This window comes from Halioglobus sp. D3-4, assembly GCF_055809315.1.
The window spans coordinates 2,114,988-2,128,190 of record NZ_CM147907.1; the positions used below are offsets into that span (position 1 = coordinate 2,114,988).

General features: G+C 57.8%; 14 protein-coding genes. 8 read left to right on the forward strand and 6 right to left on the reverse strand.

Features of this window, described 5'->3' with window-relative positions:
• Positions 1–142 precede the first annotated feature (142 nt).
• A complete protein-coding gene (locus AC0L6S_RS09130; protein WP_473428172.1) occupies positions 143–2,281 on the forward strand; it encodes an oxidoreductase in 2,139 nt (712 codons plus the stop codon).
• A gap of 72 nt (positions 2,282–2,353) precedes the next feature.
• Here AC0L6S_RS09130 and AC0L6S_RS09135 read toward each other — a convergent pair whose 3' ends face one another.
• Entirely contained in the window at positions 2,354–3,439 is a 1,086-nt protein-coding gene (locus tag AC0L6S_RS09135) for a helix-turn-helix transcriptional regulator (protein WP_473428173.1), read from the reverse strand.
• 212 nt (positions 3,440–3,651) lie between these two features.
• Between AC0L6S_RS09135 and AC0L6S_RS09140 the strand changes: the two genes are divergently transcribed.
• The 5 genes from AC0L6S_RS09140 (at position 3,652) to AC0L6S_RS09160 (ending at position 5,935) form a co-directional block, all read left to right on the forward strand.
• Positions 3,652–4,158 (forward strand): hypothetical protein, encoded by a 507-nt coding sequence (locus AC0L6S_RS09140; RefSeq protein WP_473428174.1) that lies wholly within the window; start codon positions 3,652–3,654, stop codon positions 4,156–4,158.
• A 4-nt stretch (positions 4,159–4,162) separates the two neighbouring features.
• Entirely contained in the window at positions 4,163–4,918 is a 756-nt protein-coding gene (locus tag AC0L6S_RS09145) for an SDR family NAD(P)-dependent oxidoreductase (protein ID WP_473428175.1), read from the forward strand.
• Positions 4,919–5,188: 270 nt separating this feature from the next.
• Positions 5,189–5,569: a nucleoside diphosphate kinase regulator gene (rnk, locus tag AC0L6S_RS09150; protein WP_473428176.1), complete on the forward strand. Its 381-nt coding sequence runs from the start codon at positions 5,189–5,191 to the stop codon at positions 5,567–5,569.
• Positions 5,566–5,829: a hypothetical protein gene (locus tag AC0L6S_RS09155; protein WP_473428177.1), complete on the forward strand. Its 264-nt coding sequence runs from the start codon at positions 5,566–5,568 to the stop codon at positions 5,827–5,829. Before rnk ends, AC0L6S_RS09155 begins: the two co-directional genes overlap by 4 nt.
• Positions 5,813–5,935, forward strand: coding sequence for a hypothetical protein (locus tag AC0L6S_RS09160; RefSeq protein ID WP_473428178.1), 123 nt, complete (start codon positions 5,813–5,815; stop codon positions 5,933–5,935). The genes AC0L6S_RS09155 and AC0L6S_RS09160 overlap by 17 nt, the downstream gene beginning before the upstream one ends.
• 61 nt (positions 5,936–5,996) lie before the next feature.
• Here AC0L6S_RS09160 and AC0L6S_RS09165 read toward each other — a convergent pair whose 3' ends face one another.
• The gene (locus AC0L6S_RS09165) at positions 5,997–6,380 is read right to left on the reverse strand and encodes a DUF6306 domain-containing protein (RefSeq protein ID WP_473428179.1); all 384 of its coding nucleotides are present in this window, start codon (positions 6,378–6,380) and stop codon (positions 5,997–5,999) included.
• A 182-nt stretch (positions 6,381–6,562) separates the two neighbouring features.
• Here AC0L6S_RS09165 and AC0L6S_RS09170 point away from each other — a divergent pair, with 182 nt between their 5' ends.
• Together AC0L6S_RS09170 and AC0L6S_RS09175 are read left to right on the forward strand one after the other, a co-directional pair.
• Positions 6,563–6,832 (forward strand): hypothetical protein, encoded by a 270-nt coding sequence (locus AC0L6S_RS09170; protein WP_473428180.1) that lies wholly within the window; start codon positions 6,563–6,565, stop codon positions 6,830–6,832.
• Positions 6,833–6,972: 140 nt separating this feature from the next.
• On the forward strand, positions 6,973–8,667 hold the full coding sequence (locus AC0L6S_RS09175) for a class I adenylate-forming enzyme family protein (RefSeq protein ID WP_473428181.1): 1,695 nt from the start codon (positions 6,973–6,975) through the stop codon (positions 8,665–8,667).
• 41 nt (positions 8,668–8,708) lie between these two features.
• Here the strand turns inward: AC0L6S_RS09175 and AC0L6S_RS09180 are convergent, their stop codons facing one another.
• Genes AC0L6S_RS09180 through AC0L6S_RS09195 form a run of 4 tightly spaced genes read right to left on the reverse strand, consistent with a single transcriptional unit; the run spans position 8,709 to position 13,089 of the window.
• Positions 8,709–9,983 carry an MFS transporter gene (locus AC0L6S_RS09180; protein ID WP_473428182.1) on the reverse strand — a complete coding sequence of 425 codons (1,275 nt, stop codon included), beginning with the start codon at positions 9,981–9,983 and terminating at the stop codon, positions 8,709–8,711.
• Between the two features lie 9 nt (positions 9,984–9,992).
• Positions 9,993–10,973, reverse strand: coding sequence for an L-histidine N(alpha)-methyltransferase (gene egtD / locus AC0L6S_RS09185; RefSeq protein WP_473428183.1), 981 nt, complete (start codon positions 10,971–10,973; stop codon positions 9,993–9,995).
• Positions 10,974–11,000: 27 nt separating this feature from the next.
• Positions 11,001–12,281, reverse strand: a complete 1,281-nt coding sequence (gene egtB / locus AC0L6S_RS09190) for an ergothioneine biosynthesis protein EgtB (RefSeq protein ID WP_473428184.1) — start codon at positions 12,279–12,281, stop codon at positions 11,001–11,003.
• Positions 12,274–13,089 carry a PhzF family phenazine biosynthesis protein gene (locus AC0L6S_RS09195; protein WP_473428185.1) on the reverse strand — a complete coding sequence of 272 codons (816 nt, stop codon included), beginning with the start codon at positions 13,087–13,089 and terminating at the stop codon, positions 12,274–12,276. The genes egtB and AC0L6S_RS09195 overlap by 8 nt, the downstream gene beginning before the upstream one ends.
• Between the last annotated feature and the right edge of the window lie 114 nt (positions 13,090–13,203).

The following is a 13,203-nucleotide window of genomic DNA, read 5'->3' on the forward strand; positions in this document are numbered from 1 at the left end:
CCGCTCGCCTGCCCCGCGCACTGGCCAGACCGTTGTTCGAGAAGAACGTAAATGTCTATGAAATTGGCGTTAAGGGTTCTGTGAGATTCTACGCAGCTGCCTAACATAGCCGTGAAATACATGGATTATGCGGGCGCACCCGATGTCACAGAGCTATCCCCATCTGCTATCAGCAGGCCGAATAGGCGGCCTGGAACTGCGCAATCGTATCGTGATGGCGGCGATGGGAACGAACTTCGCCGCCACAGACGGGCACTGCACAGAACGCTTAATCGCCTACTACGAGGCCCGCGCCCGTGGTGGTGCTGGCCTTCTGGTGCTGGAGACATCCGCCGCATTCTGGCCCAGCGGTGCCAGCATGCCCAATACGATTGCCTTCTCAGATGACAGATTCATCCCCGGCTTGCGCGAGCTGACCGGGCGGGTCCATATACACGGTGCCAAGATTGTGGCGCAACTCAACCACAGCGGTACCAAGGCCCAGGAAGACACCGCTGCAGGTCGACCGATTCCGGTACCCTCGCCGGTGGAGCGCTCACGCAGCGATATGTTCAGCGTGTTGACCGAGAGTGAGATCGCCAATTTCATCAAGGGTGCAAGCCCCGACGGCACTGGTCCCAAATACTATGAAATGACACCGGATGATATTGCAGCAACCGTACGCGGCTTTGCCGCCGCGGCAGCGCGCGCCCGTCAATCCGGCTTTGACGGTATTGAACTACACGCCGGGCACGGCTATCTACTGGCCAACTTTCTCTCGCCCTACACCAACCAGCGCACCGACCAGTATGGCGGCTCGGTTGTGAATCGCGCCCGCTTTCTAGTGGAGACCATCGCAGCGGTGCGCTCAGCCACGGCGCCGGACTTTCCCATTCTGGTTCGCCTCGATGCATACGAATTTCGCATAGAAGGCGGCATCGAACTGGATGATTGTGTGCAGACGTCTCGCCTGTGCGAACTCGCTGGTGCCGATGCAATTGACGTGAGCGCGTATGGTAACGTCGCCCGCTCTATCGCATTCACCGAAGCGCCGCTGGTGCACGAGCCCGGCGGTTTTATCGATTTTGCCAAGGCCGTCAGGAGTGCGGTTGCTATTCCGGTGATTGCGGTGGGAAGGATTGAGCCTGACGTAGCAGAGCGCAGCCTCGCGGCAGGTGAATTTGATTATCTGGCCATGGGCAGAAAACTACTGGCTGACCCGGACCTGCCCAACAAACTGCTGAACCGTCAGGAAAAATCGGTAAAGCCCTGCATCTACTGCTATATATGCGTCAGTCAGATATTCATCAACCAACCCGTATGTTGCGCCGTCAACCACACTACCGGGCGCGAGTATGAGGGGGACATACTCGCGCGCACAGGCGCTGTGAAAAATATACTGGTGATTGGTGGCGGCCCTGCGGGTATGGAGTCCGCCCGATTGCTGGCGGAGAAAGGCCACCGGGTGACCCTGTGGGAAAAGGATGTCGACCTCGGTGGGACCGCGCGCATTGCCGGACTGGCCTATTCGCCCAATGAGAAACTGGTACATTACCTGGCCAATGCCGTACGTGCGCTACCGGTCTCGATACAGCTTCGTACGATGGCCACCCGCGAGAACATCGCTGCGCTCGATCCCGACCATATCATCCTCGCCACGGGAGCTGCGCGCGTCGCCCCGGACATTCCCGGCAAAGACCAGCGTCATGTCTTCGATGGGGATGAATTGCGCGGCATTCTCTTTGGCAGCAATCCCGCAGCAATTGCCAAATTGTCCTTACCGCAGCAGTTGATTCTGCGAGCCGGCCGCCGGAGCCAGCTACTTCGTAGTATCAGCCTGATGCGAATGCTCAGCAAGCTGTGGATGCCAATTACCCGGGACGTGGTCATCATCGGCGGCGGTCTGGTGGGATTGGAATTGGCGGAGTATCTGGTAGAGCGCAAGCGCAACGTGACCATACTCGAACCCGGCCCCGCCTTTGGACCGGAACTCGCCCTTGTTCGCAGAGCGCGAGTACTGCACCTGCTGCGGGAGCACGGCGCGACACTGCACAAGTCCGTCGAGAGTATTAATATTGGCGAGCGGGCAGTCCGTTTTACATTGAAGGGAGAGACACGGGCGCAGGCATGTGGCCAGGTGATCATCGCGATGGGCGCACAACCCGACCACAGCCTGGAGCAGCAGCTCACTGACAGCCGCGCGCAGGTTCACCAGATTGGCGACTGCCGCAGGATTGGCTACATCGACGGCGCTATTAACGACGCGCGCCTATTGGTTCAGCGTCTGGAAAAGGCGCTTTGAGCCATAAACGCCGCACTGCCCTTGCCGCTGCGCCAGCGAGCACGGCACCGTGCTGCAATAGAGCGATCACACTCAAATCCGGCCCAGTGCCTGCATCCTGTCCTTGTAGGCCTTGGGTGTATAATTGGTCCAGCTCTTGAACGAACGCACGAATGAACTGGGTTCGGTAAACCCCAAAAACTCGGCGAGGTCTGCGACGCGGGCATCCTCATGCAGCAGCTTGTCGATGGCGACCTGGCAGCGTACTTCATCCTTGATCGCCTGATAACTGGTCTCTTCGCTTTGCAAGCGCCGCCTCAGGCTCGACTCCGACATATAGAGCATGGCGGCAACATCGGCGAACGAGGGTAGACCGCTGGGCAGGTCGATACTAATCAGCGACTTGATCGCGGCACTGGTACTGGTGGTCACCCGGCCCATCGCAATCACGTGATAGACACTGTTCTTGAGAAAATCGGCGAGCGACTCCGGTGTATGGACCACCCGGCGATCCAGCAATGTACGATCGAAGCTGCAGGTGTTCTCCCCCGCATCGAAATGTACTGGACCATTGATGGTCTGCTCGAGGCTCTCGCGGTACTCGCGATTGGGGGCGGGAGCATCGATGCGCAGTTCCGCCGCGGTAAGCGCCTGCCCTATCAGCCACCCGCACAGCGCATGCCAGACCAGCAGGCCCGACGCCCGTGCAGCGGCAATACCGGAATCGACCCTGTCCCAGTCCGCCGGTATCAGTGTCTCAGTCGCTTCCGAGATATCGATATCGTAGCGCAACCTTACCGCGTCTGAATCGGGCTCTTCCAGCAAACGCATGCGATAGCCATTCAGCGGGTACAGCAGCTCATCCAGTCGTTGTGCCAGCTGCAGCGCCGCTCGCAGGGTGCGCCCCCCAATCATGCAGTGACACATCAACTCGAATGCCTCGCTTCCGAGGCCAGCGCCCCACGGCAAGCGCTGCTCCATCTCCTGCATCTTTGCTGCCGCCGCCTTGTATAGACGCGAGTAATGCATCGCGGGCAGCGTGTGTTCCGGGTCCAGCGCGGCTATACGGTCAAACCGCAGCTCCACTGTCTCAGCCAGCAGGGGCGCGTCAATCCCGATTCTCTCCATATAATCGAGAAGGCGCATGAACTTTTTTGCGGGTATCGTAATTTCGGCCATCGTAGTAGCAACCGCCGGGGCGGCCATTGAACCTGAACTAGCGTAGTTATTTGCAGGGAGTCTAGCATATAAGTTCCACGCCCTGAGCAACGCGTGGCTCGCGCACGGGACTGAGCGATTATGTGCAATAAATTGATTGCTTGGGTCCTATGCTCTGTTGCGGGCGGCCATGCCATAATCGGCACCCATCACAGACTTGGACACACATCCGCATGAAGGCAACAGCGACAGCCAACGAGCATATCCGGCACGAGATTCTGGTCTGCGGGATTTCCAATGCTATTTTCAATGGGCTGAGCGCCTGGTTGCTGATGAAAAGCGGGCCCGGACTGCGCTGGGGCGGAGAACACAGCTTTGTCGTCGACGTCATCGCAACGGGGCTGCTGTTACCGTTTATTGTCGCGCTCATAGTTATACCGCTGCAACGCGGCAAACTGAACAAGGGAAAACTGCAAGCCATAGATTTGGGCGAAGCTTCCCTCATGCAGTCATTTTCCAATATGTTTCCTGCCAGTACTCCGCGCAGTGCCGGCCTGTTCGGGCTGATCGGAATGCTGGTGATCGCCCCGCTGACGCTGGCAGGTTTCTACCTGCTCGGAATCGAGTATGTCAGCCCGCTACAGTACGCGATATTCAAGGGTGTGTGGGCCGGTGCAATCGCGGCCGTGCTGGTAGTACCAATGGTGCTGATCGCCCTACGAAAGCCACAACAGGAGTAACAACATGGGTTTGCTGGAAAATAAATCAGGCATCGTTACCGGCTCCGGCCAGGGTATAGGCCGCGCCATTGCGTTGTCATACGCAAGCGAAGGCGCCCGGGTTATCGTGTCCGACATCAATGACGATATGGGTGAAGAAACGGTACAGCTCATCACAGATGCGGGCGGCCGCGCTGTATTTGTTCACTGTGATGTCAGTGACGAGAACTCGGTCAAAACGCTGGTGGATGAAACCCTGCAACACTTCGGACAACTGGATATCGCCTGCAACAGTGCGGCGCTCAGCCGGGGTTCCGGCCCCATTCACCAGTATGAACGCGGTGTGTTCGACCAGACCCTTGAAATGTGCCTGACTAACACCTGGCTGTGCATGAAATATGAAATTGCCGCGATGCTCAAACGCGGGGGCGCCATTGTCAACATATCATCCAATGCCTCATTGCGCGGTCAGGCCTACAACACGGCGTACGCTGCCGCCAAGGCCGGGGTCAATGTACTGACCAAAAGTTCAGCGGCGGAGTACGGCGCTCAGGGTATCCGTATAAACGCTGTGTCACCGGGTGTCATTCGCACGCCAGGGCTGGAGAAATACTTCGAGGAACAGCCGGACAAAGCCGCAGGACTGAAGAAGGCGGCAGTGCTCAATCGCCTCGGAGAACCGGCAGAAATCGCCGAAGCCGTGACCTTTTTGTCCAGCGATCGCGCTTCATTTATCACTGGACAGATACTGTCTGTCGATGGCGGCGGCGCTGTGCGCTAACAGCCCGTTTGCGGCCAAACCCTTGGCCAGATACAGGTGCGCAATGAAACCTCGCGCGCCCGGTTGTGGGGATTGCTACTTCGATATTACCGGGTATACTCAACCCATGTTTACTCAACTATCATCATTCTCCTTTGCGTCTGCTCACAGCAGCGCGGTTGGCGGCTGTCCGGCCTTCCTCTCTATCGGCGGCTGAGTTCCTGCGAACTTAGTCGCCAGAAAACACTTCCTAACATTCCAATTTTTTGTTTTCACTTCCGAGGAGGGGTTATGTCAAACCCACGTTCTGTATTGGTTGGTCGCCGCGATAGCGAGCGGCTTGAAGGGCTTCTGCGCAATCTCAAGTATGACGATAACAGTTTGCTATTTGACGAACTCGACAGTGCCACCGTGGTTGCAGACCACGCACTTCCCGAGGATGTCGTCACGATGAACACAATGGTGACGTTTACCGATCTGGACACGCAGGCCGAGTCGACTGTTACACTGATGTACCCGCATGAAGTCGGCAACGCGGTGAACGCAGTGTCGATACTGGCGCCGGTGGGCGCAGCACTGCTGGGCCTGCGAGTAGGCGAAACAATAGAGTGGCCACTTCCCAATGGCAGGATACGCAAGCTGAAAGTTGTCTCGTTGAACAGACACACGTGATGCACACACAGGGTAACGACCTGCTGTGGGGCAGGCTCCTGACGCTGGCAGAATCGATGGAGGCACAGGACTGCTCTATAGAAGAGATCGTGGGCTTTATGAATGGTCTTGATGAGGGCTTTGCCGGTGCTGCTGATCCAGTGGATGATTTTCCCGCGTATGCCGCCATCCGCCTGTGTCGCTCGATGGCACAGGTATTACAGCGTGTCGAAAAAGGGCGCCTATGCGATGCAGGACACACCGATGATTGTACTGATTGATGCGCAGAGACGACTACAGAGGCAGTGGTTTGGCGCACCGTCGGACCTGGCAGTCGGGGCGGAAATTATCCGGCAGGTGATGGAGCGCGATGCAACTGCCAATTAGCCTGGCACAGACAACCCGCCGCATCTGACGCCACCGGTACTGATATCGGCAGCGCACTGCCCTACTCTACAACATGGTAGCGCCGCACCGATTCCAGCTCCTTGCGAATACGCGCATCACCCGTGCACGCCAATAACTGTTCCACACGACGCAATACCCAGCGCTGCCCCCTGTCGATGAGGTGTAGCCGCTCGTCGAGCGACTCCAGCGCGACAACCTTGTGGTAGAAATCACCGACATCGTTGCCGGGCTTGACGCCCATATGGTGCAGGCAGGCCAGTAACGCGCGGCAACTGTCAACTTCCTGCCGGTGCAACTGTTGCAGCCGCTCACGCTCTTCACTGCACCGCGCCATAGAAAGGCAAGCGGTGGCCGCACGAGCTCCGGCGCGCTCTGCCGCCAGTAGTTGCCGCAGTCCAGCGATCATTTCGCGTTCGCTGATCATATGTCTGCCATGCCCTCCCGACAGTAGCGGGTAACCTGACAAAACCCGATGTCACGCCTGCTGATTCTGCGACAGGTCTCTGCTGTATTCAATCACCGGGGGCTTTCAGTCGCTGGTAAACACTACGCAACGATGATCGAGAGCGGGTACAATAAACGCAAGACAGGTACAGGAGGCACGGCATGCGATGGCGCTACCTGAACTGTGGTGACCCGACACTGTGTGATGCAAAAGTGCAGGAATTGCTGCAGACATATGACAATATGAACCGATCGAAACAACTGCCCTCCGGCGCGGCAGTTTTCGCTCGACACGAGTCGCTCGGCGATCTACATTGCGAGTTAGTGCTTTACTTCAACCCCGATGCTGAGGCCATTGCGGAAACAGTGGGGGCAGCGGGTTGTGCCAAACCGCAGCCACAAGGCCTGTCACGAATAGCACCGGCAAGTTAGAGCATCCCTGAGATAAAACACACATAACACAGCTGGAAATTCGAGCGTACAACACCACCTGACTCCAGGTTCAGCGACAAGTTGCCTGCAGAGCTTGCGCTAAGCTTATGCGCCGATGCATGCACTTTGAGGAAAACACAATGGACGAGATTAAGCAGGCCTACGATCAGTCAATCGCCGCGCTGACATCAGCTGGCAGCGACTTTGAGACGACCCAACGCACCATCGACGGCGTTGATTTCACCGTGTACAAACATGCACCGCAAACCCTGCTGGAAATCTATGTTGCGGCCGCCGGCCACGCAGACAAGGAATTCCTCGTTTACGAAGGCGAACGCTGGACGTTCAACGACCTGTTTCAGCAGGCCTGGGCACTGGCAGCGGCCCTGCGCGACAAACACAATATCACCGCAGGCGACCGCGTGGGCATTGCGATGCGCAACTACCCGGAATGGTTGAGTGCCTATATCGCCATCACCGCCATCGGCGCCGTTGTGGTACCGATCAACAGCTGGGGTACAGCGCAGGATCTGCTGTTTGCCGTGCGCGACAGCGGTTGCAAAACCGTATTTTGCGATCAGCAGCGCTTCGACTTGATGGCGAGCGGCCTGGCGGAATCCAACATCCATGCGGTGATCGCCCGACCCGACCCCGCTGGCGACGAGGGCGCGGCACAATCACTGCAAAATTTTGTCGCTGACATGGGCAACGCCACAGCACCTGACAGCAACATCGCCACTGAAGACAATGCGATGATCATGTACACCTCCGGCACGACTGGAAAGCCCAAGGGTGCGCTGTCTACTCATCGCGCTGTCTGCCAGGCACTGATGAACTTTGATTGCACCGCAATGGCATCGGCGATGGCGAACCCGGACCTCATCGGTGCGATGCTGTCCAAGGGGCTGGAGCCGGCGCAACTGCTGGCTGTGCCGCTGTTCCATGTGAGCGGTCTGCATGCGGTATTCCTCAATGCACTGCGCGCCGGGCGCAAAATCGTCATGATGTACAAATGGGATACGGTCCGCGCGCTGGAACTGATTTCCCAGGAGCGCGTCACCGCGCTGAGCCTGGCACCGGCAATGCTGCTACAGCTACTCGAGTCACCTGAGTTTGACCGCTATGACACCAGCAGCCTGTCCAGCCTCGGCGCCGGCGGCTCGGCAACACCGGCGAAGGTCACCGCCCTGATGCGCGAAAAAGTGAGCAATATGTATGGCGGAACCGGCTGGGGACTCACGGAAACCAATTCCATTGGTACAGCTTTCACCGGCGAGGCGTTTAATAACAACCCCGGCAGCGCGGGTTTCAAGCATGCCACTGTCGACGTCAAAGTCTGTGACGAGGACGGCACCGAGCTTCCCCAGGGCACACCGGGCAAGCTGTGGATCAAAACGCCGACCGTTGTCAGCGGGTATTGGAACAGGCCGGACGCCAATGCCAGCAGTTTCCGCGAAGGCTGGTTCGATAGCGGCGACATCGGCTACTTTGATGGAAACGGCTATCTCTACCTGTCAGACCGCGCCAAGGACATGATTATCCGCGGCGGCGAGAATATCTACCCGGCTGAAGTCGAAGCGGCATTGCTGGGGCACCCCAGTGTTCACGAGGTCGCGGCCTTCGGCCTTCCCGACGAAACAATGGGTGAGCTGGTTGCTGTCATTATTGTACCCAGAAGCAATGCGACACTGAATGAAGACGAGATTACGCAGTTCGCCAAACAGCAACTGGCTGCGTTCAAGGTGCCGCAGCGTGTGCATATCATCAGTGAGCCGCTGCCCAGAAATCCGGCCGGGAAAGTGTTGAAGCATATCCTCAAAGAAAAATTGCAGTAGCCGGTTCTGGTGCAGGCGACATGCACTCCTGTGAATACGCTTCAGGCGTCCACTGCGAGGCGCCGCGAGCGCAACCGCCACGACAGCGCCGCTGCTGCCAGCATGCCGGCGACGCTGATACAGGCCATCAAGCCGAAATAGTGCTGAAACCCGACAGCGCCGGGGTTGGCGTCCAGTAATCTGCCGGTCAAGGCACCGAAGAAGATATCGGGCGCGAAACCCACCACGGAAATCAATCCGACAGCGGTGCCGGTATCGCTGGCCCTGAGCCCACTCTCTTCAACCAGGCTGAAATAAATTCCCCGCAGCGCATAGACGGCGACGAAGGTGATCATCACATTCGCTATCACCAGAGTGGAGGCTGTGCTCGTCACTGCCTCCAGACCCATAACGAAAAAGGCAACGCCTGCCAGCACGAACAGCACCGTGATTAACCTGCTTGAGGACCAACGGTCTGCCAACAAACCGGCAACAACAGCCGCAACCGGGCGGCTGTAACTCGCATAGGTGGTGAGTTCAGCCGATGCCAGTGGCGACATCTGCAACACCTCCACCGCATAAACACCATAGTTGTCCAATGACTTGTAACCGCAGTAGGCACAGATCACCACGCCCGCCTGCAGGTAGACCCTGCTGTCGGCCAGAACCCTGCGCCAATGCCGTCGTTCATCCATGTCAGGTACCGAGTTCCGGGCACTGAATAATGACGTGTCGTGTGGCAGCGTGAACCAGACGACAACCGCACTCAGCAGAACAATAACCGTGTAGAACAGGATGACTGACTGCAAACCGGCCGCACTGCCGAGCCCGCCGACAAACTGCCGCGCGAGAATGTAGACGGCGACAGAACTGAACAGGCTCGCGACAAACCCGCGCCCGCCCTCCAGCATGCCAAAGGCGATACCCTGTTCACTGGCACCACCCCATTCACGGGTAGCCTTGATCAGTGCCGCCCAGAACAACAGAATGCTGGTAACACCCCAGTAGGCAAAAAGCAGATAAAGCCCCACCGTCCCCGGCAGGGTATAGAGGTAGAAACCACCCAGCGCCGTTGCCACCAGTGACAGCGACATCAGGGTACGCGCCGAATAGCGATCCGCCAACGCCCCGCCGGGAAAGTAGGCGAGAAAGGCGACCACACCATAGATGGCAAAGATGTCACCCAACTGCGTATGGCTGAGGTGGAATACCTCGAGCATACTGGGGCGAAAGAATCGCGGGATATGAAACGGCAGGCTGAAGATAACCTCACCTGCCAGTATCAGGACAATCAGAACAGCGTAGTGCCGCGCGGTCGATCCCTTGGCGGCAGGCACCGGTCTCTCCTATCGGTTGGCTACACTGAGAAAATGCACGCTAAACAGCTGATCTTCATCGAGCCAACTTTTCTGCAAGCTGAACCCGGCGGCCTCAATCAGCTCGGTAAATCCCTCTATGGTGTACTTGTAGGAGTTTTCAGTGTGCAGCGTCTCACCCTTGTTGAAGTTGATGACAGTGTTATCAACCCTGACTGTCTGGCCTTCCTCGCTGACCAGATGCATCTCAATCCGCTGTAATGGGCGATTATAGACTGCCCGGTGCGAAAATCGCTGTGCGTCGAAGTCCGCCCCGGTCACCCGGTTTATCGCATTGAGAATATTCAGGTTAAATTCGGCCGTCACGCCGCGGGCATCGTTGTAGGCAGCGTTTAACAGGGCTTCCGATTTGTGCAGGTCAACCCCGATCAGCACACCGCCATCGGCGCCGATCCACTGGCGCAGGTCGGCCAGAAAATCCTGTGCAACCGAAGGCTCCATATTACCGATCGTTGAACCCGGGTAGAAAATCACCCGGCGCCCACCGGGCAACTCGGTGTGCGCATGCCATGCATTGGCGAAGTCCGCGCAAATCGCCTGTACCTGTAACCACGGGAATTCACGGGCCAGCTTTACCGCCGATTCGTACAAAAAACTCGCGGATATATCCAGCGGAACGTACGCTGCCGGTCGCAGACTGTTGAGCAGCAGCCTGACCTTCTCACTGCTGCCGCTGCCCGGCTCAATAAGCACGCAATCTGGACCACAAATGCGGGCCATTTCCGCAGCGTGACGCTGCAGTATCGCTATCTCTGTCCGGGTAGGGTAGTACTCATCCAACTGGGTAATCTGCTCAAAAAGCTCCGAGCCCCTGGCGTCATAGAAATACTTGGGATTGACCTCTTTCTGCGTTTTCTGCAGCCCGGCCAGCAACTCAGCGCGGCTATCACTCGGCACCGGGTGCTGGTCTTCAAAAAGTACATTATCGTTTTTCGCGGCTGTTACTGGCATGGTTCACTCCATGGGTTCTGGCTGGATTCAAACATCTCTGGCTAGACGTATACCGCTGAACTGCCAACGGTCCTGTGGGTAGAAAAAATTGCGGTAGCCGGGCCTGCTGTGACCCTGCGGGGTGACGCACGAGCCCCCGCGCAGCACCCACTGGTTGGCCATAAACTTACCATTGTATTCGCCGATGGCACCGGGCGCGGGACGGAACCCGGGGTACGGACGGTAGGCTGAGCCTGTCCACTGCCAACAATCACCGAAAAGTTGCAACAGCGGCTCGCTGCCTTCCGCCCTCGCAGGATGCAGCTTTTGATCGTTGGACAGCACTGATAGGGGCCACTGCTCAGCGGCCGCGTGCTCCCATTCAAACTCAGTGGGCAAGCGCCCGCCAGCCCAACTGGCATAAGCGTCCGCCTCATAACCACTGAGGTGACACACCGGCTGATCGGGTGACCTGCGTTGTAGGCCGTGCAGCGTGAAGTGCATGGGCACACCGTCACGCTGCAACCAGTACAGCGGCTGTTCCCAGCCCATTTCCTGAACCACAGCCCAGCCATCGGCGAGCCAGAACTCGGGGCGCCGATAGCCTCCGTCGTCGACGAAATGCTGGAACTGCGCATTGGTCACCAATGTGCGAGCCAGCGCGAAGGGCGCGAGGAACACGCTGTGCCGTGGCCCTTCATTGTCGAACGCAAATACCTCAGCATTGGAATTCCCTGCATCGCGACCCACTGCAACCAGTCCTCCGGCGTACTCGCTCCACTGCGGTTCTCGCGAGAGGTTTTCAGGCTGGCTGTCACTGCCTGTAGAGCCAATAACACCGCTGTATTCGGGATATAGGGGATTGGCGTATAAGGAGTATTTCAGGTCAGTATAAAACAGCTCCTGATGCTGCTGCTCATGCTCTATGCCAAGGCGGGTGCGCTGCAGAATCGTTTCACGCTGCTGATGACCGATGTCCTGTAAAAGGGCTTCCATCGCCTGATCGATGTGAGCGCGATACTGCTTCACGGCTTCAACGGACGGACGCGATAGCAGGCCTCGTTGCGCCCGGTTGAACTGGGAGCCAACACCGTTGTAGTAGGAGTTAAACAGAAACTCGTAGCGTTCGTCGGGCGTCTGGTAACCGGACAGGAACGGTTTCAACAAAAACGTTTCAAAAAACCAGCTGGTATGCGCGAGATGCCATTTTGGCGGGCTGGTAAATGCCTCTGCCTGCAAACCATAATCTTCAGTCTGTAGTGGCTCACAAGCCTGCAGCGATTGCTGGCGAACCTGCAAAAAGCGCGAATGCAGTGCGATCTTAGTCATACTCACCTACCGTTGTAACACTACAGCGCCCACCCACCTCAACATACGCTGCGCTGTGCCGCGACATCAGCAGTCCTCCGGTTGGAGAGCACTGGTGCGCCGTCAGTGTGTGAAATCGGGGAGACCAGTACTGTGCCAGCACACGCATCGCCGAACCGGTAGCGGCATCCTCAGCGACACCGTACTGCGGTGCGAAATAGCGCATCTGAATTACCCCGTGGCCCCACTCGGGTCGGGCTGAGGTACAGATCAGCGCGCGCCCAGTGAATGTGGACAACAACTCTCCCGGTCGGGATAACTGCTGCAGGTCGAAGCTGTCCGGCCACCGCAGTACCAGGTAGCCCTGCGCATCGCCTGCGATCGCGGCTGCCTGTACCAGCGATGCCGCGCTGATCACGTGCTCCAGCCATTCGGGAGCAACGCAGTCAGCGGTGTGAATGCCGTTAAAACGCAGCCAGGTGATATCCCCCTCGCGCGAGCTGGCGACGACGCTGCCGTTCATAGAGAGGTTTAAGGCACGGCGCTGCAAACGTCGCTGCCAGCTGTGTGCAGCGGCGAGCAGGCCGTGACCACAGCATTGAATAGGATCGCCTGCGGTGCTGTAACAGCGCACCGAAATCAATGGCTGCTCATCGCGAAAATCAGGCCATGACTGGCATTGCGTGGTATCCCGTAACGCAGCAGGCCGGCCTGGCGGCATAGCATCGAATGTCTGCAGCAGGCAGGGATTGCCGGCACAGTGCTGCAGACGGGATGCAATCCCGTCAACAGACACAAAGCTATGCAGCAGTGATTGTTCAGCTACCATTTGCGGATACCATTTCCCTGTCTGGCACGCTGTATGAAAAACATGACGAATTGTGCGGGACCCGGGATTATTTATCCATTTTCCGGTTCAGCGGCATCATTCGCCTGTCATTAG